This is a genomic window from Flavisolibacter tropicus (genome assembly GCF_001644645.1).
In the GTDB taxonomy this organism is placed as follows: domain Bacteria; phylum Bacteroidota; class Bacteroidia; order Chitinophagales; family Chitinophagaceae; genus Flavisolibacter; species Flavisolibacter tropicus.
This window is the reverse complement of the sequence record NZ_CP011390.1, coordinates 2,290,001-2,312,587: the sequence shown is the minus strand read 5'-3', so window position 1 is coordinate 2,312,587 and position 22,587 is coordinate 2,290,001. Positions and strand designations below refer to the sequence as shown.

The 22,587-nt window shown below is 41.0% G+C and carries 19 protein-coding genes (1 of these 19 running past the window's edge); 11 read left to right on the top strand and 8 right to left on the bottom strand.

Annotated features, from left to right (window positions below; translation table 11 throughout):
- Positions 1 to 5 precede the first annotated feature (5 nt).
- The 3 genes from SY85_RS09690 to SY85_RS09680 all read left to right on the top strand — a co-directional run bounded on the left by SY85_RS09690 (position 6) and on the right by SY85_RS09680 (position 3,201).
- Positions 6 to 1,052: a PorP/SprF family type IX secretion system membrane protein gene (locus tag SY85_RS09690; protein WP_066403979.1), complete on the top strand. Its 1,047-nt coding sequence runs from the start codon at positions 6 to 8 to the stop codon at positions 1,050 to 1,052.
- 65 nt (positions 1,053 to 1,117) lie between these two features.
- Positions 1,118 to 2,533: an FAD-binding oxidoreductase gene (locus tag SY85_RS09685; RefSeq protein ID WP_066403977.1), complete on the top strand. Its 1,416-nt coding sequence runs from the start codon at positions 1,118 to 1,120 to the stop codon at positions 2,531 to 2,533.
- Between the two features lie 89 nt (positions 2,534 to 2,622).
- Positions 2,623 to 3,201 carry a hypothetical protein gene (locus tag SY85_RS09680; RefSeq protein WP_066403975.1) on the top strand — a complete coding sequence of 193 codons (579 nt, stop codon included), beginning with the start codon at positions 2,623 to 2,625 and terminating at the stop codon, positions 3,199 to 3,201.
- Positions 3,202 to 3,205: 4 nt separating this feature from the next.
- Here the strand turns inward: SY85_RS09680 and SY85_RS09675 are convergent, their stop codons facing one another.
- Positions 3,206 to 3,742, bottom strand: a complete 537-nt coding sequence (locus tag SY85_RS09675; RefSeq protein WP_066403972.1) for an LOG family protein — start codon at positions 3,740 to 3,742, stop codon at positions 3,206 to 3,208.
- Positions 3,743 to 3,837: 95 nt separating this feature from the next.
- Between SY85_RS09675 and SY85_RS09670 the strand changes: the two genes are divergently transcribed.
- The 5 genes from SY85_RS09670 to SY85_RS09650 all read left to right on the top strand — a co-directional run bounded on the left by SY85_RS09670 (position 3,838) and on the right by SY85_RS09650 (position 9,621).
- Positions 3,838 to 5,343 (top strand): sodium:solute symporter, encoded by a 1,506-nt coding sequence (locus SY85_RS09670; protein WP_066403970.1) that lies wholly within the window; start codon positions 3,838 to 3,840, stop codon positions 5,341 to 5,343.
- Entirely contained in the window at positions 5,330 to 5,968 is a 639-nt protein-coding gene (locus SY85_RS09665) for an O-methyltransferase (protein ID WP_066403968.1), read from the top strand. Before SY85_RS09670 ends, SY85_RS09665 begins: the two co-directional genes overlap by 14 nt.
- Positions 5,969 to 6,056: 88 nt before the next feature.
- Positions 6,057 to 7,307, top strand: a complete 1,251-nt coding sequence (locus SY85_RS09660) for a glucosaminidase domain-containing protein (protein WP_066403966.1) — start codon at positions 6,057 to 6,059, stop codon at positions 7,305 to 7,307.
- Complete coding sequence (hpt, locus tag SY85_RS09655; protein WP_066403965.1) at positions 7,294 to 7,836, top strand: hypoxanthine phosphoribosyltransferase; 543 nt, start codon at positions 7,294 to 7,296, stop codon at positions 7,834 to 7,836. Before SY85_RS09660 ends, hpt begins: the two co-directional genes overlap by 14 nt.
- Before the next feature lie 45 nt (positions 7,837 to 7,881).
- Positions 7,882 to 9,621 (top strand): vWA domain-containing protein, encoded by a 1,740-nt coding sequence (locus SY85_RS09650; protein ID WP_148661148.1) that lies wholly within the window; start codon positions 7,882 to 7,884, stop codon positions 9,619 to 9,621.
- Here SY85_RS09650 and dnaJ read toward each other — a convergent pair.
- Positions 9,618 to 10,790 (bottom strand): molecular chaperone DnaJ, encoded by a 1,173-nt coding sequence (dnaJ, locus tag SY85_RS09645; protein ID WP_269465692.1) that lies wholly within the window; start codon positions 10,788 to 10,790, stop codon positions 9,618 to 9,620. The two genes, SY85_RS09650 and dnaJ, sit on opposite strands and share 4 nt — an antisense overlap.
- A gap of 132 nt (positions 10,791 to 10,922) precedes the next feature.
- Positions 10,923 to 11,489 (bottom strand): nucleotide exchange factor GrpE, encoded by a 567-nt coding sequence (locus SY85_RS09640; RefSeq protein WP_066403961.1) that lies wholly within the window; start codon positions 11,487 to 11,489, stop codon positions 10,923 to 10,925.
- Between the two features lie 349 nt (positions 11,490 to 11,838).
- Here SY85_RS09640 and SY85_RS09635 point away from each other — a divergent pair, with 349 nt between their 5' ends.
- From SY85_RS09635 to SY85_RS25025, 3 genes are all read left to right on the top strand, one after another.
- A complete protein-coding gene (locus SY85_RS09635) occupies positions 11,839 to 13,008 on the top strand; it encodes a class I SAM-dependent rRNA methyltransferase (RefSeq protein WP_066409536.1) in 1,170 nt (389 codons plus the stop codon).
- Between the two features lie 515 nt (positions 13,009 to 13,523).
- Entirely contained in the window at positions 13,524 to 13,994 is a 471-nt protein-coding gene (locus SY85_RS09630) for a redoxin domain-containing protein (RefSeq protein ID WP_066403957.1), read from the top strand.
- A gap of 93 nt (positions 13,995 to 14,087) precedes the next feature.
- The gene (locus tag SY85_RS25025) at positions 14,088 to 14,435 is read left to right on the top strand and encodes a T9SS type A sorting domain-containing protein (protein WP_071890968.1); all 348 of its coding nucleotides are present in this window, start codon (positions 14,088 to 14,090) and stop codon (positions 14,433 to 14,435) included.
- Positions 14,436 to 14,533: 98 nt separating this feature from the next.
- Here the strand turns inward: SY85_RS25025 and SY85_RS09625 are convergent, their stop codons facing one another.
- The 5 genes from SY85_RS09625 to SY85_RS09605 form a co-directional block, all read right to left on the bottom strand.
- Positions 14,534 to 15,484, bottom strand: a complete 951-nt coding sequence (locus SY85_RS09625; RefSeq protein WP_066403955.1) for a LysR substrate-binding domain-containing protein — start codon at positions 15,482 to 15,484, stop codon at positions 14,534 to 14,536.
- A gap of 292 nt (positions 15,485 to 15,776) precedes the next feature.
- Positions 15,777 to 16,772, bottom strand: a complete 996-nt coding sequence (locus SY85_RS09620; RefSeq protein WP_236938274.1) for a PorP/SprF family type IX secretion system membrane protein — start codon at positions 16,770 to 16,772, stop codon at positions 15,777 to 15,779.
- Positions 16,773 to 16,802: 30 nt separating this feature from the next.
- Positions 16,803 to 21,152, bottom strand: a complete 4,350-nt coding sequence (locus SY85_RS09615; RefSeq protein ID WP_066403951.1) for a PKD domain-containing protein — start codon at positions 21,150 to 21,152, stop codon at positions 16,803 to 16,805.
- A 141-nt stretch (positions 21,153 to 21,293) separates the two neighbouring features.
- Positions 21,294 to 21,704, bottom strand: coding sequence for a hypothetical protein (locus SY85_RS09610; RefSeq protein WP_066403947.1), 411 nt, complete (start codon positions 21,702 to 21,704; stop codon positions 21,294 to 21,296).
- A 23-nt stretch (positions 21,705 to 21,727) separates the two neighbouring features.
- On the bottom strand, positions 21,728 to 22,587 hold the 3' portion of the coding sequence (locus SY85_RS09605) for a carboxypeptidase M32 (RefSeq protein ID WP_066403945.1). 634 nt of this gene lie beyond the right edge of the window; 860 of the gene's 1,494 nt are visible here — the last part of the coding sequence; its start codon lies beyond the right edge, outside the window — the gene reads right to left on this strand; the stop codon is at positions 21,728 to 21,730.

The window sequence follows — 22,587 nt, the reverse complement described above, 5'->3', positions numbered from 1 at the left end:
TGCGTATGAAAGATAAAATTTTACAGCTTATTCTGTTATTAACTGTAAGCCAAATGTCGGTTGGAAGCCTTCATGCGCAGGATCTTCACTTCTCGCAATTTATGAATTCGCCTTTAACCACCAACCCGGCGAATACCGGATTTATTCCTGACGGAGACTACCGGTTGGGTATAAACTACCGAAATCAATGGTCCTCTATTATGTCGGTCCCCTACAAGACCATGAGCGCCTTTGGTGATGTTCAGATGATGCGCGATCGCTTTGAGAATGGATGGTTAGGGGCCGGAGGAGCTATTTTAAAAGATGTAGCAGGTTCGGGTAATCTAAGCTCAACTAAGATATATGGCTCTATTGCTTACCACCAGATGCTTGGGTATTCCAGTCTCCTTAGTTTAGGGTTCAATGTGGGGATGGCCAATAAACAGATTAACGTAAGTAATTTAAAGTTCCCTGATCAATTTGATGGTCATTTTTTTGATCATGGTATACCTACTAATGCAATTTTGGATCGGACCAATATTACCTATTTTGATATGCAAGTAGGTATGAACTATGCCTATTTTCCAAATGAAAGGGTATATGTAAACGCTGGCTTTTCTTCTCACCACGTAAATAGGCCCAGAGAATCTTTCTTTGATAAAGACCAAGGTGGTTATGATAACCGCTTGCCCCGCCGTTATATTGGTTTTATAAACGGTAGCTTTATGCTGAATGATCAATGGATTGTAAATCCCAATGCCTACTTTACCATGCAGGCCGAAGCCAGTGAGTTAGTTTTAGGCGCAACGGCACATTACAATCTTTCCGGTGATGGTGAGTACCTGTTGATCGGTGGGCTTTATTACCGCCATCATGAGGCTATTATACCAGAAGTAGGCTTAGGTTATAAAGATATTACACTAACATTCAGTTACGACGCCACAATGTCTACACTCAAGACATATAATGGCACACGTGGCGCCTATGAGTTTTCACTGATCAAACAGGGCGTATTTACCAAGTATAACGGTAATCGTTCACAGTCCATGTGTCCCTCTTTTAAAAATTTATAATTCTCTATTCGCTTGGTTTGCAACAATTGACCGACTTTTACAGAAGAAAGTAAAGGTTTATATCCATGATGACAACTACACCAACTCTTCCTGTATTAGGACAATTGGAAGCGTTTCAAAGTATTGTTGGGGCTCAGTATGTTTATGTTGATGAAGAGGTGTTGAGCCAATATGCCAGCGATGAGACAGAAGATTTGCATTTCCCCCCCGATGTAGTGATCAAGCCTAGGACTGCAGACGAGATCAGTGCTATCCTTAAAATTTGTAATCAGTATAAAATCCCAGTAACGCCACGCGGTGGTGGAACAGGGTTAAGCGGTGGTGCGTTGCCTCAAATGGGTGGTGTATTGCTGGCCATGGAGCGAATGAACAGTATCCTGGAAATTGATGAACATAACCTTCAGGTGATAACAGAGCCTGGTGTAATAACCGAAGTATTGCAAGATGCCGTACGTGAAAAAGGACTGTTTTACCCGCCAGATCCTAGTAGCCGTGGTACCTGTTTAATTGGTGGTAACATAGCTGAAAATAGCGGTGGTCCCAAAGCCGTAAAATATGGTGTGGTAAAAGATTACGTGTTGAACCTGGAAGTAGTATTGCCAACAGGGGAGATCATCTGGACTGGTGCTAATGTATTAAAGAATGCTACGGGATATAATCTTACACAGTTGGTGGTAGGTAGTGAAGGAACCTTAGGTATTGTTACCAAGATTGTTTTAAAACTATTACCACATCCAAAGCTCGACCTATTGATGCTGGTGCCTTTTAAATCGGCTGAGAATGCTTGTGCTGCTGTTAGTGCCATTTTTAGAGCCGGTTATTTGCCAAGCGCTCTGGAATTTATGGAGCGCGACGCACTGGAATGGGTAATGAAGTTTGTAGATAATAGTGTGGTAGCTATTGACGAAGAAACAAAGGCCCACTTGCTGATAGAGGTTGATGGAAATGACATAGAAGTGTTGATGAAGGAAATGGAAGGAATCAGTGAAGTGGTAATGGGCTTTGATTGTGGTGAGATCCTGTTTGCCGATGATGCACAGCAAAAAGCAGAATTGTGGAAGCTGCGCCGCCGGGTTGGAGAAGCCGTTAAATCACATTCTGTATATAAAGAAGAAGATACTGTAGTTCCAAGAGCCGAACTGCCAACGCTGTTGAATGGGGTAAAGGAAATTGGTAAGAAGTATGGCTTTCATTCTGTTTGCTATGGCCATGCGGGTGATGGAAACCTGCACGTTAATATTATTAAGGGTGAACTAAGTGATGAACAATGGAATGGCTCATTGAAAAATGGTATCCGCGAAATATTTGAGCTGGTAAAAACTTTAGGAGGTACCATTAGTGGTGAACATGGTATTGGACTAGTTCAAAAGGAATACATGGATATTATTTTCGATCCGGTAAGCATGAACTTGATGCGTCAGATCAAAGCTGTATTTGATCCTAATAATATTTTGAATCGGGGTAAAATTTTTGATGCCTAAGTTGTCTAAAATCCTGTTTTAGAAAAAAACAGCCAATTCAAGGAAGCTTTTTAGCTTATAACTTGTCTTTAAGAAAGGAGAGCAAGCTTATGAAAAAGATTGTATTATTCACTGTGCTATGCTGTATTGGACTATTTGTTAGGGCACAGGATGAGGAGAGTGAGGATAATGGAAAAGGACTCAAAAAGGAAAATGTTTTTGCTGGAGGTTATCTGGGACTTACGTTTGGTGATTACACACTAATTAATGTTTCTCCACAAGTAGGTTATCGTTTTTCCAAGTGGTTTGCTGCTGGAGTAGGCCTAAATGGACAATATATAAATTATAAGGATCGGTATTCCAATGGTGACCTTTACCGGAAAGTAGAGCAAGGGGTAGTAGGGTTAAACTTTTTTGGCCGTTTTTTTCCAGTAAACCAGGTGTTTTTACAAGTGCAACCAGAGGCTAACTACCTGTTTGGTAACGAAACCTATTACCAGCCTTCAAAAGAGGAGTATAAGCTAGATGCTGTGATAGCACCCAGCTTTTTAGTTGGCGGAGGTGTAATGTTATCCCCCAGTGGCAAAAGCGGTGTTGTTATTTCGCTGATGTATGACATCTTACAAGATAAAAATTCGCCATACGGCAACAAGCCTATCTATAATATTGGTTTCAATTTTGGACTGTAGCCTATTATAAATAGGCTAGCAGTTCCTTAGGTTCTTTTAGTACAATAAGCTTCTCTTGAAGGTCACCATACAAGAATCCTTCATCAGCTACTTTTTGCATGTGTGTCAGCAGATGGTCGTAAAAGCCATTGGAATTCAGTATAAAAACCTTTTTATCGTGAATGGCTAGTTGGTTCCAGGTCAGGATCTCAAACAATTCATCCAGGGAACCAAATCCACCTGCCAATATAATGGCGGCATCGCAGCGCTCATAAATGGTGCGTTTGCGTACATGCATATCTTCTACCACCAATAATTCTGTAATACCTTCGTGCTGTGATTCCCACTCTACCAAAACCTTGGGAATGATACCATACACTTTGCCGCCATTGTTCATAACACTATTGGCCGCTATACCCATTAAGCCATTTTTCCCACCGCCATAGATCAATGTAAGATTGTGTTCAGTAATGATCTTTCCGATCTCTTCAGCATGTTGTTCATAGATTGGATGCTGTCCTTTTTGGGAGCCACAGAAGATAGCTAACGATTCAATAGGCATAAGTGTAAATATATATGAGATGGCAAATGGAAAACAAAATTCTTTATCTTCAAAAAATTTGTGGCATTTTGCATTCTTTCATCAATACCTAGCGCATGTCTCCTGCTTTATTATTCTCGTTTGTAATAGGTTATTTCGTACTTCTGTTGGTTGTCGCTTATTTTACTTCGCGTAACTCTAATAACGATTCATTCTTTATTGGAAACAAAAGCTCTAACTGGATGTTGGTGGCTTTTGGTATGATCGGTACCTCCTTGAGCGGGGTGACGTTTGTAAGTGTACCTGGTGCGGTTGGTAAGCCTTTAGGGGCTGGTTTTGAAGCCTTCACCTACTTTCAGATAGTTATTGGATATGTGATTGGGTATTTTGTTATTGCTTATGTTTTGCTGCCATTGTATTATAGGTTGAATCTAACCTCTATATATAATTACCTGAGCAATCGCCTGGGTTTTACATCTTATAAAACGGGAGCTTCCTTTTTCATTCTTTCCAGAACACTTGGGGCTACTGCCCGTTTGTATCTGGTAGTAGCGATACTGCAGGATGCTATTCTGTCCTCTTTTGGTATTCCTTTCTGGGTAACTACAGCAGTAATTCTTTTAATGATTTTGTTGTACACTTTTGAGGGTGGCGTAAAAACCATCGTATGGACTGATACTTTGCAAACAACTTGTATGATCCTGGGATTGATCATCTGTGTTGTGTTTATCCTGAGTCATATGAACTTAAGCTTTGGAGAAGGTCTGAGCGCTTTGTCTGAAAGAGGTTATACCAGCATGTTTGTGTTTGATCCTAATAGCCGCTTGTTTTTTGTAAAACAGGTATTAGCTGGTGCATTCATCACCATTACAATGACTGGTATGGATCAGGAAATGATGCAAAAAAACATTAGCGTGCGCACCCTGAAGGACTCACAAAAAAACATGTTGACCTTCTCTTTAATTCAAGCCGTGGTAGTATTGCTCTTCTTGTTCCTAGGTGGCTTATTGTATTTGTTCGCATCTCAAAATACTGTTGCTGCTACTGGCGATAAATTATTTCCCGTTGTAGCCTTAGAACATATGCCGCCAATGATCTCTGTGGTATTCATCATTGCCCTGATATCTGCTTTGTTCCCTAGTGCGGATGGTGCTATTACGGCTTTGACATCCTCCTTTTGTATTGACCTGCTAGGCTTAAAAAGAAGAGAAGATTGGGATGAAAAGAAAAAGAAAAGCGTAAGAAGAACCGTGCACTTAACGTTTGCAGCCATCTTCCTGTTATTTGTAATGGTGTTCAAGTGGGTAAACAACCCAAGCATGATTGGTGTAATCCTGAAAGTGGCTGCTTATACCTACGGTCCTTTATTAGGCTTGTTTACTTTCGGAATTATGACCAAGCGTAGTGTTAATGATAAACTTGTTCCTTATATCTGTATTGCAGCGCCTGTTATCTGTTTCTTCCTGGATAAATTCCAGAAAGACTTGTTTGGTAATTTTGAAATTGGTTTAGAACTATTAATTATTAATGGCGCAATAACCTTTATAGGGTTGCTGCTTATTTCTAAGCCAGGGAAAGTTTCTAAAGAAGTAGAGCCGGTAGCAGCACATGGAAATTATTAATCCGCTGGCACAAGAATATGCCGAATCGTTTACCACTCCCGATGATGCATTGTTACAAGAAATAACGGCATTTACGGTAAATACACATGCCAAGTCGCACATGCTGAGCGGACACCTGCAAGGCAAGTTCCTGGAAATGGTTAGTTGTATGATTCGCCCGCAATACATTCTGGAAATCGGGACTTTTACTGGCTATAGTGCTATATGTTTGTCGAAAGGCTTACAGTCAACAGGGAAATTGCATACAATAGAAGTGAGGGAAGAAGATGCTGCAGTGGCACAAAACTTCATTAAAAGATCTTCTTTTTCAGAACAGATAAAAATTCATATCGGTGATGCCCGGCAGATAATCGATGAGTTGTATTATCCTTGGGATTTGGTTTTCATTGACGCCGACAAGGTCAGCTATACTGAGTATTTTAACCGGGTTTTACCAAAAGTGAAGCAAGGTGGTTTTATCTTAGCGGATAATGTGCTATTTCACGGACAGGTTTTAACCCCCGAAATCAAAGGAAAGAACCCAAAAGCTATACAGGCATTTAATGAATATATAATGCAACGTACCGATGTCGAAAAGGTTTTGTTGCCTTTGCGGGATGGGATCTACCTGATCCGGAAATTATAAGCATATTCTAGTTGGAATAAGTTGAAGCTGTGAACTAGTAAACTTTTCATGAAGCAATACTTGTTTCCAACCTTCTAAAACAGGCCCGATGCTAAAGCTAAAATTTACATTTTTCCTTTCCATTATATTGACAGGTTTTTCTGCGTTCTCACAACCTGCCAACGTTATTAAAGAATATATTGGCAAGTATAGCCAGATTGCTATTGAGGAAATGAAGCGCACTGGCGTACCGGCTTCTATTACTCTAGCGCAGGGTATTCATGAAACGGAAGCTGGTAGAAGTAAGTTGGCCACATCTTCTAACAACCACTTTGGTATCAAATGTAAAACGGAATGGACAGGAGATAGGGTCTATCATGATGACGATGCTCGTGGTGAATGTTTTCGTAAATATGAGTCGCCATTTGATTCCTATCGCGACCACTCTGATTTTTTAAAAACGCGTGCTCATTATGCTTTCTTGTTTCAATTAGATCCCACGGATTATGAAGGATGGGCCTATGGATTAAAGAAGGCAGGCTATGCTACTAATCCTAAGTACCCACAGCTGTTGATTAAACTGATTGAAGATTATAATTTGCAAGATTATTCCCTCATAGCATTGGGCAAAAAAGAATCTTCTTCATCTGATATTGCTACTGTAACTAACCCAGAACCTCCAAAGAATACGCCGGCTAATACTGAAACTCCCAAAAGCACAACACCCAAGATTGGTGAATATATCGTTGAGAAGTTGTTTCATTTTCCCAAAGGTGTTTTTAAAGTAAATCACACAAAAGCCATTGTAGCACCAAAAGGCTCATCGTATTTAGCTATTGCCCAAGAACATAATATTTCGCTTTCCCGTCTTTTTGAGTTTAATGATATGGAGCCGCAGGAGGTAACAACTAAAGACCAGTTGCTCTTTCTGCAGCGTAAGCGGAAAACGGGTAATAATGATTATCACATTATTGAAAAGGACGAGACCTTGCACGATATAGCCCAGGCGGAAGGCATTCGTTTGACAAGCTTGATGCAATTTAACTGGTTGGCACAAGGACTGATGCCAATGTCCGGAGAGCAATTGTATTTGAAGAAAAAAGCGCCACAACCTCCTAAAATGGTGAGTGATTATGTAAATAATAATAATGTAAAATCAACTCCAACGTCAAATGTTATGGAAGGTTCAGCAGCTATGTTTACCTTGCACACCGTTCAGGCCAAAGAGACTTTATACTCTATCTCTAAAAAGTATATGGTAGGTATAGACGATATCAAGAAGTGGAATGGACTGGATTCAAACGAATTAAAGATCGGACAACAATTACGTATCAATACAAAAGCAAATGCCTACAATTAAGGTTCACGATAAGACATTTGATATTTATTTGCCTGAGGCACAACTTCAGGAGAAAATTAAAGGGATAGCCGATCAAATAAACAAAGACTATGAAGGCAAAAAGCCTTTGTTTATTGCCATTTTAAATGGGTCTTTTATGTTTGCTGCCGATCTGTTTAAGAACCTTACTATTGACGCGGAGATCTGTTTTATAAAGTTGGTTTCTTATAAAGGAATGAAGTCAAGCGGCAATGTTATTACAGCTATTGGCTTAGACGAAGATCTCTTCGGCCGTGAGATTATTATTGTAGAAGATATAGTGGATACTGGTAAAACACTTACAGAGTTCCTGCCGCAACTGATGCATCAGCAACCCGCCTCCCTAAAAGTGGCCGCCCTGCTGCATAAGCCTGACGCATTAAAACACCCTTTAGAGATAGATTATTTAGGATTTGCAATTCCCAATAAATTTGTTGTAGGATACGGCTTGGATTATGATGGGTTTGGCAGAAATCTGAAAGAGATCTACCAGTTGGTAGAGCCTTCTTGACGAGTTCTGAGAGAAGTTGTATCTTCTAATTATTGATACTAGCTATTGAGATTTTTGCTATTCATAACGCTTGCTTGCTTATGCCCCGTTCTCCTATACTCACAACAATATTATTTAAAAGGTGAAGTAAAGGACGAGGCTGGCAATCTTTTACAGAATGTAAGCATCCGCCATTCTAAAAGCGGTTATATATTTTATACCGGTATGTCGGGCGGTTTTGGTATTCAAAACAACACTCCAAAAGATACGCTCACCTTTTCGCTCGATGGGTATCAAAAACAAAGCTTACTGGTTAACGCCGACTTGTACAATACCATTACTTTAAAGAAAGCAGCTGCTGCTGCCAAGAGTTTTAAGCTAGCCTCACTTACCGACAATCTGCGGTTTGAAAACCAAAAGCAATGGTTAATAGGCGATGAATCTTACGCCAGTATCGTAGAAAATGGTTTTGTTTCGGCAGAAAAATACGCATCTACTTCACTTACGCTAAATGTAGATCGGGCAGCCTATAGCAATGTAAGGCGCTTTTTAAATACCAAAAAGCAAGTGCCGCCCGATGCTGTGCGTATTGAAGAAATGCTGAACTATTTTAACTTTCAATATACGGAGCCAGCAAACGGGCAAACCTTTCAGATTCATTCAGCACTTACCAACTGCCCTTGGAACCCGGAAAATGAATTGCTCTTTGCCCGTATCACTTCAAAAAAAGTTCCTTTAGATAAGTTGCCTCCTAGCCACCTGGTTTTCCTGATTGATATATCTGCTTCTATGGATGCCGATAATCGGCTGCCTTTGTTGAAAGCGGGGTTTAATGGTTTAGTAAACAACTTGCGTCCACAAGATTCTGTGTCTGTTGTTGTATATGGTGGCACAGTTGCAGTAATGCTTCGTGCAACAAGCGGTAGCGAAAAGCAAAAGATATTGAATGTAGTGGACAGCCTTCAGCCAGGTGGTTCTACACCTGGTGAATCCGGCGTTAAGCTGGCTTATAATTTAGCGCGTCAGCATTTTATTAAAGGTGGCAACAATAGAGTGATACTGGCTACCGATGGCGATTTTAATGTGGGCATAAGAAGTGAAAGTGATCTGGAAGAGATGATTGAAGTGCAAAAATCCGGAGGTATCTATTTAACCTGTTTGGGGGTAGGGATGGGCAACTATAAAGATTCCAAAATTCAAACACTAGCTCAGAAAGGGAATGGCAACTTTGCCTATATAGATAGTTATGCGGAAGCTGAGAAAATATTGATGAAGGAGTTTACGCAAACCTTGTATACGGTAGGCGATGATGTGCACTTGAATGTGGTGTTTGATCCCACTGATGTAAAAGAATATCGTTTGATAGGATTTGATAATAAAGTAGGTGCTATAAAAGATACGTTGGCAACCGTAGAAGGAGGTGAAATTGGCTCGGCTTATTCGATGCTGCTGGCATTTGAAATTACGCCACAGAAAAATACAGCTGCCATGCGGCAGCCCGTACAGTTTACCTTACAATATTTAAACTCCGGGCAAAGCAATAAGCAACAAGAGTTGACAAGTCATCCCGCATTGCAGCTTACAACATTTGATAATTTAGATAAGGAATACCAGTTTGCCAGTGCAGTAATAATGTTTGGCTCGCTGATCAAAGAGTCGCGCTATGCGAAACACATGACGTGGGAAAAAGTGTTGGCCATTGCCAATCAGTCTGCTGACATGACCAACCCTTCTCAGAAAGAATTTATAAGCCTGGTTGCCCAGGCTAAAGAACTATATAGTAAGAAGAAAAAGAAGAACTATTAAGAGAACATCTCCCGCATCTTATCAAAGAAAGATTTCTGTCCTTTCTCTGGATTTGGTTTGAAATTAGGCGAGTCACTTAACTTCTCCAGAATGTGTTTTTCCTCATTGCTTAAGGTCTGTGGCGTCCACACATTTACCTGTACCAGTTGATCTCCTTTTTCATACGATTGTACGGCAGGGAAACCTTTACCTTTTAGGCGGAATACTTTACCGCTTTGTGTGCCGGCAGGAATCTTGATCTTGGCGCGACCGTCAATGGTAGGCACTTCTACAGAAGCTCCAAAGGCAGCATCAGTGAAAGAGATGTGCAGCTCGTAAGCTACATTCAGTCCTTCACGCACAAGCTCCTTATGTGGTTCTTCTTCAATTAAGATAACCAGGTCGCCAGCAGGTCCACCACGCTCACCTGCATTTCCACGACCACTGATATTTAGCTGCATTCCTTCTTGTACACCAGCAGGAATATCAATGGTTACTGTTTCTTCGCCATACACGCGACCTTCACCTTTACAGTTACCGCATTTTGATGTAATTGTAGTTCCTTCACCATTACAAGTAGGACAGGTAGTTACTGTTTGCATCTGTCCTAAGAAGGTGCTGGTTACTTTGCGTACCTGGCCACTACCACCGCAGGTGCCACAGTTTTGAACGCTATTCTTATCTTTTGCGCCGCTACCATTACAGGTAGTACAGCCTACATATTTTTTTACCTTGATGTTCTTGGTAACGCCCTTAGCGATCTCTTCAAAGTTCAATTTCAGCTTTACGCGAAGGTTAGAGCCACGTGTACCACGCGCCCTGCGTTGACCACCGCCACCACGTTGCTGGCCACCAAAGAAGGAGCCAAAGATGTCTTCGCCGAAGATGTCGCCAAACTGGCTGAAGATGTCATCCATATTCTGACCGCCACCAAAGCCTCTTCCGGCTCCACTAACACCTGCATGTCCAAAGCGGTCATATTGGGCGCGTTTGTCAGCGTCGCTCAATATTTCATAGGCTTCAGCTGCTTCTTTAAACTTTTCTTCAGCAGCTTTATCACCAGGGTTACGGTCGGGATGGTACTGCATGGCTACTTTACGGTAGGCCTTTTTGATTTCTTCTGCAGAGGAGCCTTTGCTTACCCCCAGTATTTCGTAATAATCTCTTTTAGCCATTTTTTCGTTTACCATAGCATTACCATGGATTTATTATGTTTCAATGATACGTATTTGTTTGGGTGTCCACTGTCAACTGTCGACGGACCACTGAAAAAACAGGTTTGCTGCGGTCATTGGACTGTGGACTGTCGACCGTTATCTATCTTACCTTCCCACTACCACTTTAGCAAAACGAATGATTTTATCGTTAAGATAATAGCCTTTTTGTACTTCGGCTACTACTTTGCCTTTCATCTCTTCACCTGCTTCAATTTCAGTAATGGCTTCGTGTTGGTCTACATTAAAATCCTTGTGCAGGCTTTCAATTGGCTTTAAGCCTTTAGCTGTCAAAGTATTTCGTAACTTATTGAAAACCAGCTGTACACCTTCTTTAATTTGTTGTACATCGTTGGTTTCTTCCATTTGCTTTTGGGCGCGCTCACTATCATCCAAAACATCCAGTAAGTCGTTAATGACTTCTTTACCCGCTGTTTGGATCAGCTCGATACGCTCCTTAGCGTTACGACGTTTAAAATTGTCAAATTCTGCCGCTTGGCGCAGGTATTTATCCTTCAATTCTTGAACCTCAGCTCTTAATTTTTCAATTTCGCCATCTTCAGCTCCCTGTTCATTTACTTGTTGATCACCAGCCATGTTCTCATCGTTATTGATATCCATGCCTTTTACATCTTCCGTTTGGTTTGCTGCAGATGATTTATTGTCCTTTGTCATAGCGTATTTAAAATTGTTTGCAAAGGTACGGTTGTCAAGAATTCTGCCAACGGAATGGATTGGGACAAATTGGCGTAAGAGCTGCAAGCTTTACGCTTTTAGCGATTGGTTAACTGTTTAAAAGGCGGGTGAGGCTCGTGAATGGTCAATGGTGAATGGTGAATAGGCCTGCTCAGAAAGCCAAAGGATCAATCCCTCCCTTATTTTTTTATTGAACATTGAAAGTTGAGCATTAAACATTTCCTCCACTTCTTCATTCTTCCTTCCTTGTTCCTTGTTCATTATTCTTTCCAATCTGCAATATTCACCACTCACCATTCACCACTCACCATTCCCTACCTTTGCGCCCATGAAAGTGCATTTGCGTAAAAAGATTGCTAATCGGGTGGCTAGTGGACATCCATGGATTTTTGCTAATGAGGTTGATAAAGTAGAGGGAACGCCGGAGCCGGGTGCCATTGTAGATGTGTTTTATGGCGATGGCAAGTTTTGCGGGAAAGGCTATTATAATCAGCAATCGCAAATTATGGTGCGCTTGCTTACAAGGGAAAAGAATGTTGAGATCAATGATGAGTTCTTCTTAAATAAAATCCGTCAGTGCTGGGACTACCGCCAGAAATTAGGATATTCTGAAAACTGCCGCCTGGTGTTTGGTGAGGCCGACGGTCTGCCGCAATTAATCATTGATAAGTTTAACGACTATTTTGTTATACAAACCCTGGCGCTAGGCATAGACCTTTGGAAGCCAGCCTTAGTTAAGGCCTTGGAAACGGTGTTTAAGCCTAAAGGTATTTATGAGCGGAATGATGTTCCGGTGCGTGAACTGGAAGGGTTACCTCAGCAAAAGGGCTTTCTTTCTCAGCCGTTTGATACCAAGATTGTCATAAATGAAAACGGACTGAAGTTTCATGTTGATCTGGAAAACGGCCAAAAGACCGGTTATTTCTTAGATCAGCAGGATAATAGACGTGCCATTCAAAATATTGTTAAGGGCGCCGATGTGTTGGGAGCCTTTACCTATACCGGCACTTTTGAGATTCACGCCGGCTTTTATGGAGCTAAATCCGTATTAGGACTGGATATATCAGATAATGCTGTTGCGCAGGCCAATCGTAATGCCGCATTAAATGGTTTGGAAGATGTGGTGAAATTTGAATCTGCCAACGCATTTGACGTATTAAAGCAGTGGGGTAAAGAAGGGAAGAAGTGGGATGTAGTAATGCTGGACCCGCCAGCCTTTACAAAAAGCCGCGCCAATATTCAAAAAGCTATTACCGGATATAAAGAGATTAACCTGCGTGGTATGAAGCTGGTAAAACCGGGTGGATTCCTGGTAACCTCTTCCTGTACCAACTTAGTACAGGCCAAGCTGTTTTTGGAAATCATTGAAATGGCGGCTAAAGACGCCCGTCGCCCTATTCGCCAGGTTACCTTCCAGGCCCAGTCTGCCGACCATCCAATTGTATGGGGTATGGAAAATACGCACTACCTGAAGTTTTTGATTGTGCAGGTAGGATAATGGTCTCGGGAAACCAGAGACGTGAAAGAGCCCGCGCACAAAGCCAAGATCTTGAGACGTGAAACGTCAAACGTGAAAAGGGTTCCTATAAATCAATCTTATCCTATATAACAAAAAAACACTCTTTAGGAGTGTTTTTTTGTTTGAGGGACTTTTCATCCGAACGGCCAGGTTTTCTGAAAAAGGAAAATAGGTACTAAAGTTTCAGATGGCTACTTATTAAAGATTGTAATCATTTCAGGCTTGGTCCTTTTCTGGTTTTCTTCGATTTTCCTTCGATTCTTCTTCGATATTGCTTCGATATTCGTTCGATAGATAGGATCGAAGGAAATACGGTGCAGAATCGGTCGGTTTATGTGGAAAAGGGTCGTGAGTTATTCCTTTTTTCTTCTGAAGCGTGGATTTTTCTTTGCCTCTTGTCGATCAGGAGTAAACTTTAAATCTTCCCGACCTCATAAGCCAGAAGAACCATTTCCCCCTTAGCTTTGTTCCCCTTTTTAAATAAAATAATAAATATGACAGCTCAAGTTGGACAGCCTGCACCCGATTTTACTTTATATGATAATGACAAAAACAAACTAACCTTATCTGAATTGAAAGGCAGTAATGTATTATTGTTGTTCTTTCCTGTAGCTTTTACCAGCGTATGTACTGCTGAGCTTTGTGCTGTACGTGATAATCTGAAGTATTATGAAAGTGCCAATGCCAGAGTATTTGGTATTTCGGTTGATTCCATTTTCGCCTTGAATAAGTTTAAACATGAACAAAACCTTAACTTCCCTTTATTAAGCGATTTTAATAAAGAAGCATCTAAAGCATATGGAAGCTTGTATGAGAATTGGAAATATGATATGCTGGGTGTTTCTAAAAGATCGGCTTTTGTAGTTGATAAAGAGGGGGTTATACGTTATGCGGAAGTGTTAGAAAATGCCGGGGAACAACCCAATTTTGAAGCTATCAACCAGACTTTGCAAACATTGTCCTAAAGCTTTTACTTAAAACAGAAGGTTTTCGGCAAACCGTTTGCAAATGAATTTTTAATAAACTATTTTGCAAATAATAAAACCAAAGGAATTACGTTGAGGAGACTTTTACTTTTAGCTACTCTTATAATATCACTTTCTGTTTTCTCCGACGCTCAGTCGCCCCGATCGACGTCCCCGGAAACAGCAGGTCCTGTATTACGGTTTTATCCTAACCCAGCTACAACCGTCATTAACTTTGATTTTCAAGCGAATTACGAAAAGGGATGTGCCCTTGCCATATATAACTTTATGGGGCAAGAGGTATATTCAGCTAAAAACATAGCTTCCAAAACAACAGTTAACCTGAATACTGACAACTTCAAGCGAGGGCTTCATTTTTACCGCCTGTATGATGCTAGCGGTAAATTGTTAGAAACGAATCGCTTTCAAGTCTCGAAATAATAAAAGCCCCGATAAATCGGGGCTTTTTCTTTTAGAATACTAGTATCGTTTGAGTGCTACGTATAAAGAGGCTTAAGTATCAAGTATTTCTGGCGTTATTACACAGCATCATAGGCCGGAATTACCTGCTCTTTTCTTTTTGTTAGTGTAATGTGTTTTTCTACGCTTTCTACAATGGCCTTTTCTAAAGCGTCCAGAAGTCTCTTTTTTATAAAATGGCGATAAGTTACCAGTCCTACCTGTCGAACGGGTACTGGTGGTTTAAAACTGCGCAGCTTATTAGCCTTGTTATTATCAAAGTCTAAAGTAGCCAGCTCTGGAATAATGGTTATGCCTTTGTTCAGTTCGGTAATCTTTAAAAGGCTTTCAATGCTGCCGGCCTCATAGTCCAGGTGATGGGCGCGGGCCTGGCTTTTTTGCAGTTCACATAAATAAAGCATTTGCGAACGAAGGCAGTGCCCTTCTTCCAGCAGCCAAAGTTTGTTTACGTCAATATCTTCAGGCACCAGGTATTTCTTCTGGAGGTTTTTATCTGGGGCAGCTACAAATACCTTGAACTCCTCGTAAAACAAATGCGACTGTTTAAAGGCTGCATCGCCAAGTGGAATAGCCATTATTCCAACATCTAATTTGTCGGTAGCTAATAAATGCAACAGTTGGTCAGTGGTTTGTTCAATAACCTTTAGCTGTATGGCGGGATACTTTGTTAGAAAAGAAGAAAGAAAGAGGGGTAACAGGTAAGGGGCCAAGGTAGGTATGATACCAATTCTTAAATGCCCCTTCAGTCCTCCTTTCTGATCGTCGGTGAGTTGTTTAATACGTGCGGCTTCTTTTACAACTACACGGGCCTGTTCTATAACAGCTACGCCCACTTCTGTAGGAACAACGGGTTGTTTGCTGCGATCAAACAACGTGACATTAAGCTCTTGCTCTAGTTTCTTGATCATCATGCTTAGGGTGGCTTGTGTAATAAAGCAAGCTTCTGCTGCTTTGGCAAAGTGCCGGTGTGTGTCTACCGCTATGATATATTCAAGTTGTTGCAGGTTCATATTAATAGATATTGTCTATGCAATAATAAAAACAATTACCTTTTGTCTATCAATATATACTTTATGTTTTACGACGCTGACTTACAGCTATCAATACAAACTAGGATGCAACTGGCATATAGCAGAGGCTTGAAAAAGTGGCCGATGTGAAAGAAGACAGTATACGCAATATCATCAACTTATGAGGTGTAGTGAAAATGAAGCTGCGGTTAAAGAATACAGGCCTTCCTAACAAAGTAAAAGTTGGTTGTGGTGAAGCCACCCTAAGGGTATCTTTTTCTATGATGGATTATTAAAACTTAGGACAAAGAACCGCATTGAGCGTAGAATTATCCCTATTAGAAAAGCCAATATAAGATACTCCTAACTCAAACCCTCCTCTTCCATAGCTAGATGTTCTTAGCTTAGAGATATTAACATCATAACTGAAGGAGAAAGAGTATTTATTGTAATCCAACTTTAATGCAGGAATAAGCGCATCGTTCCAACGCAGGAAAGCACCACCATGTATAGTGTACTTTGCATTTTCCCAGTCTTCACCGAGTTTCATACCATACAAGGCGCCAGCAATGATCTCTTGATATTTTCCTTGTGTAGAAATATCTCCTTGTAGTGTTATGTAACTTGCTGGTGTAACCGAAAAGCGCACACCAGCAGATCCTACTATTTTAGGTTCTAACTCTGTATTCTGATCGGCATAGAACGAGTTCTTAGGCTTATTAAAGTGATGGTAGGCGACACCTACAAAGAAATTGTTTGCAGGATCGGCATTTAGTTGCGAGTTATAGGTTAAGCCAACAGCTCCGTCTGCATAGAGATATTGATTTTTTGTAAACGTTTCCCCATCACCAACACCATCATAAGTACTATTGGTGGTCATTTTGGAGCGGTCTAAACGCCGTTGCACAATGCCGCCCATTACACCCAACGATAGGTAGCGATTTACTTCCGAGCTTAAAGACTTATGGTAATTAATAGCAGGTAGCACATGACTGGATACCCAAAACACGCTTCCCGCATTATCGTATAACAACTGGAGTCCTGCTGTTAAAAAATCATCTCCTTTGCCAATGGGCATTTTATATTCAGCATTAAGCGAACCGGTTTTGTATGCTTGTGTTACGCTGTTCCACTGATCGCGATAGACAGCTTGTACACGTATATCTCCGGTAAATATGCCAGCCAAAGATGGATTACGCAGCAGGGGGGCTTCAAAAAACTGTGAGAAATGCAGGTCCTGGGCATAGGAGCTTTGCACAATCAATGTTGTGAAAAACAGTACTGCCAAGTATTTTAATTTGGTTAAGTGTACCATAGTTTACTTTATTAAGGCTACGTTTCCATCAAATCGGATGATTTCACTGTTTTCACAAAAGATCTCAACCTGATATACATAAACATCTGGTATTGGATTATTGCCTTTGTATTTTCCATCCCAGCCGTAGGCAGGATTGTTAACTGGGAAATCCTTCTGTTCAAATACTACTTCACCCCAGCGGTTAAATATTCTGAGTGATTTTACGCGATCCAAGCCCTTGCCGCGTACATAGAATACATCGTTTGCCCCATCGCCATTAGGAGAGAAGGTGTTTGGAACAAAAACAGTTGCACCCTTGCATATCACAATTACCTGCACAATGCTGTTATTGCGACAGCCATTACTGTCTACATAACTTACGGTATAGCGGGTGTTAAACTTAGGACTGGCAATTGGTTCCGGGCAAGTAGTACAGCTTAAAGTGGCTGCAGGCTCCCATGTGTAGCTTCTTACTCCACTACTGTAAGTGGCCGGAATTTGAACAGGTGTACCAACGATGGTAGTTAACGTTGATGGCAGGGTGGCCGTAGGTAATGGATTGATATGAAGCATTTTGGTTACAGAGTCTGCACATCCACTGCTATTAAAGGCATAGGTCTTCATTGGGAAAGATCCCGCTGTTACATACTGTTGTGGAACAGGGTTCTGCAATTGAGAAGTATTGCCATTGGGGAAAAACCACTGCCATCGCAAAATCGATGTATCCGGTCGTTCCATAATGCCAGTATGAAGTAATCGTTCATTCACACAAATAACTGTATCTGTCTTTACCGAAATATCCGGGCTTTGTACAATTTTAACGGGCCCTTGTCGCAAGGTGTCGCTACAGCCAGTTTCTGTTGTTGCATAAAAAGTAACGTTATAAATGCCCGGGTTTTTATAATAGTGGGTGCCAGGGCTGGCTATAGAATAAGTAGTTCCATCTCCCATATCCCAGTGGTAGCTTACAACCGGATCATTAAATGTGGTAGAGTCATTGATCCGTACGGTACCACTATCACAGAAAAAGTTTTTGTCCAAGCGGTACTTGGCCTTTATACCTTTAAGACCAATGACTTTGTCGCCCGTGAGGGGTACAATACATTTTCCACTTGGTTCTTTTAAGATGATTTTGGGAACAAAATTGCCAAAGTCTACATAAGTATGGGTGAACTTATTAGAGTCAGTTGTTATCACATTACCATCGCCCATATCCCAAACAAACTGGGCTTTCATGGGCGAGAAGGCTTCTAAGTCTACTGTTACTGGGGTACATCCTTTTAATGGTGCATAAGTGATTTTTGCATCTGAAGGGTTATAGACTTTTACAGTATTTGTGGCTGAGTCTTTACAGCCCCCTGGACTGGTAACCACCAGCTTAATAGGGAATGTACCAGTGGTTGTATAATAATTGGTAGGGTTAGTTTGAGTGGAAGTGCCAGTGCTTAAATTCCAAAGCGATGATTCATAGAAATATGAGGTGTTCTGAAACTTCGCTTCAAATGGTGTGCAGTACGATGTGAAATTGTTAGCATCAAATGAGGCTTTGGGTAGTGCTATTTTTACGATATTTTGTTTTATGAGCGAATCTTCACAGGCAAATATGTCTCGCACTTTTAGTTTTACGGTATAGATACCTGTGTCTTTATAAGCATGAAAAGCATGCTGTACATCATTGATTTTTGTGTTAAATGTTGTGCTATCTCCAAATTCCCAGAAGGATGAATAGGGGAGATCGCTTTTGGTTAGATTTCTAAACATAAGAGCAGAACCTGGACAACTAGCAGGCGAAACAGTCCAGTCTACTTTCAGGGTTGAAATAACCACAAACTGCCTGTATGTTTTTTTGCTGGTACAACCTTTGGCATCTGTTACGGTCATACTAACATCATAATCGCCTACACTATCATATGAATGTTGAAAAGGAGGTGCCGTATAGGTTTGTGTTTTGCCGTCTCCAAAATCCCATTCCCATTTTACAATGGCATTGATGCCATCGGTTTTTGTTGAATCGATAAACGTAGCTGTCAACCCTTTACAACCAGTGTTAGTAGTAGAGGTGAAGTTTGCATCAGGGCCGTTTACTCGTATAAAAGAATCTTTAGTTACTTGATGTTTACAACCGAAAGTATCTGTAGTTACAAGTTTTACATAATAATTGCCAGCGGCGGGATATGTAAATTGTTTAGATGGTGAAGCTCCGCCATCAATGAGCTTGCCATCTCCAAAATCCCACGAATAGTTTTTAATGATGCCAGGTACTGGCGGTTTGGCTGTTAAGGTTGGACTGAATGGTTTACATCCCTCTCTATTATCGGCAGTAAAATCAGGTGTCTGATCTCTAATGACAACATTTTCAGTATAGGTATGTGTACAGCTGCCATTGGTGGTGGTAAGCGATACTGTATAGGTGCCAAATCCCGGAAACGTATACGGTGGCGGTGTTTTCCCCGTGAATGTTTGATTATTAATTTTCCATTCCCAGGTAAGGGGGGCAAGCGACTTGTCGGTAAAAGTATAGGTAAACTGATTTGCACAGTCGGGTCGATAGGAGAACTTCGATACAGGAGGTTTTATATTGACATATTGCTTCTTAACGAGCGTGTCGCCACAGCCATGATTGTAAGCAATTAAAGTCACATCTAGCTTACCCGTATCTGAATATTCATGCTTAGGATTTTCGGCTGTAGATCTGGTGCCATCTCCAAACAACCATAGCCATTCATCTGTAGGTACAGACGACTCATTTTTAAACTCTATAGCTTGACTAGCACAAACATCCCTTGGAAGTCCTGAAAAACCAGCCTTTGGTTTTGCGCCCACTTTTACGGCTTTGTCGAGGGTAATTATTTCGGTACATCCTGTTTTTGTAGTAACGGTCAGTGTTAAATTATAGGTTCCCTCTTTTGTATAAGTATAGGTTGGTGTTGGTGCGGTGGAGGTTCCTCCATCACCAAAGTCCCATTTATACGAAATAACCTGATCATTTGTTGCGGCGTTTGCTTTAAAAGTAAAGGGAAAGGGAATACAACCTTGAGTGGGTAAGGATGGAATTGTGATTGTTGGTTTAGTAATCTTAATATACTTGGGCATCCGGAGTGTATCGTTACAGCCACTAGGACCAGTAGCGACCAATGTAACATCAAACTCCCCATAGCTGGTATAGGTATGGCTAGGATTGGCAGCCGTAGAGGTTGTGCCATCACCAAAATCCCATTTATAGCTGGAGCCATTACTACTATTGTTGAAATTCACAGTAAACGGCGGTTGACATTTGAATGTATCAACTGCACTGAAATTAATAGTCGGTCCATCGGCAACCGTTATTGTCTTTTCTAGTGTATCTGTACATACGGCATAGACGTTGACCAGGGTAACGGTATATGTGCCTGCTGTAGGAAAGCTTGTGGAAGTATTTCTTGTGTTATCCTTAAAACCAGTTGAAAACTCCCATTGAGAGGAAATGGGCCTTGGTGTAGAATTATTTAAAAAGGCAATATTGGTTTTGGGACAGATAACAGCTGGGGTAATAAAATCAGTAACAGCTTTACCCACTTCCAGTACTTGACTTACAGAGTCCATACATCCTATATCACTACTTACTATTAAAGACACTTTATAATTGCCATTGACGGCATAAGTAGTGCTGGCATCTCGTGTATTAGCTGTTGCGCCATTGCCCAAGCTCCAGCTATAGGTTAGGTTGCCCGGCCCTGTAGATCTATTGGTAAAGTTGTAGGTGGCAGGGGCCATACAAACCATAGGGTCAATAAAGGTAAAGTTGGGTACTACACCTTGTATTATATTGATATAGTTGGGTTTGGTAATAAGCTTAGTACATCCTTGATCATTTGTGATGGTAAGGGTAACTGTATAACTACCAGCTCTTTTATAATTATATCGCGGGTTCTGCTCGGTGGATACCCCACCATCCCCAAACTCCCATTTCCATCCTTTAATTGTAGTGCCAAACGGTGATGTAGAAAGGTCTGAGAACTGAATAAAGTAAGGTGAACAGCCAGATTGCTTGTCCGAGACAAATTCTGCTTGTGGCGGGTCGAAAACGGTTATATATGCTGTTTTTACAATTTTACTGCTATCCGTTTCGTCAGCGTTGAAAATCGTAAGTGTTATTGTATAGGTTCCAGGATCAAAGTAAGTGGTAGAAGGGTTTTGTTTACTGGATGTAGCGCCGTTTCCAAAATCCCATTTCCAAATTTTGGCACCCCCTTGAGATAGGTCCTGAAAGTTTACTATAATAGGAGAGCAACCAGATGTAATGTCTGATTTGAAGTCAGCAGACAAACCCTGGCCATATAGGGCTGCTGTGGCAAGTATAAAACATAAGAATAAAGCAGCTTTTTGTTTCAAGACGATTTGCCTTTTTAGGGTGTAACGATAGTATTAAAAGGGCTTTTACAGGATTCATCTTGGGAGGTATTTGTTCAGGGGATATTGTGGTTTCTCTAGCTCAGCAAAAACTGCTCCTAATTTTATCTATAGCATTTATACCTACTCTTTTTTCAAATGTAGCTCACGCTTTTCACCATCAATAGTAAGGGTGGCATCAACACTTGTCCAGGTGCTGTTGGTGATAAGCCACCTACCGTTCAGGAAAGTCAATGGGCTACTAGCATTTGTAAAATTGGCATCAATTGTTCGGCTGCTTACATCTGCCTCCCAATGGCCAGACATTTCAATCACATTGCTTTTTAAGGCATCTACCGTATGGTTCTCTTTGAATTGAAATTTATATCCGCTAAAGCTGTCGGTAATTTCCGTTGAGCCTTTTTGAAATTTCGTTACGATCCAATAGCCTGAAGTGATGGCATCTATAGCTGCTGCTTCTTGTGCCTTTTCTATTGTTTTTTTACAACTCGCTATGCAAGATACTATAAGCAGTACGTATAGTGCAAGCTTCATTTCTAGGGTATTTGTTTACCAAATTAATAAATCGTTTCGAACTTTTTCAATATATAACCCATAAAGTGAGAAACATCCAAGCCGCTACCTGTAACCTGTTTACACAGCTCTTCACTGGTATAAAACCGACCTTTAGCATGTATATTTTCGCGGAGCCAATGTAATAATGATTGGGTTTGGCCCTTAGTTATTTGTTCTTCCAACTCTGGAATATTGGATTTTGCTGAGCTATAAAATTGCGCTGCGTAAAAGCTTCCCAAGCTATAAGTGGGAAAATATCCAAAACTGCCGTGGCTCCAATGTACGTCCTGTAGGCATCCACGCTTATCATCAGGAACGGTTACATTTAGTAAGTTATTGTAATGCTCGTTCCAGAAATGTGGGATCTCGTTGGTTTTCAATGAACCCTCTATCAGTTTTTTTTCCAGTTCATAGCGTATGTAAACGTGAAAGTGATAGGATATTTCATCTGCTTCGGTACGGATTAGGGAGGGTTGAACCTTATTGATGCCCTTATAAAAACGAGCAAGTTCTACTGCTCCAAATTGCTGGGGAAAATGTTGCTGTAGAGTTGGGTAATAGTATTGCCAAAAAGCCTTGCTACGTCCTACATTGTTTTCCCATAGGCGAGATTGCGATTCATGTATGCTGTAAGAGCAAGCTTCTCCAAGAGGCAAGCCATAATGCGCAGTTGGTAACCCTTGTTCATAAAGTGCGTGCCCCACTTCGTGAATACAACTCCAGGTCATATTGCCAAAATCATTCTCATCTACTCTGGTGGTAATGCGTACATCTTGAGCATTGAAACTAATGCTGAACGGATGTTCGCTAATATCCTGGCGTCCTGCCTCCATATCATAACCCAATTCTTTAATAAGTAACA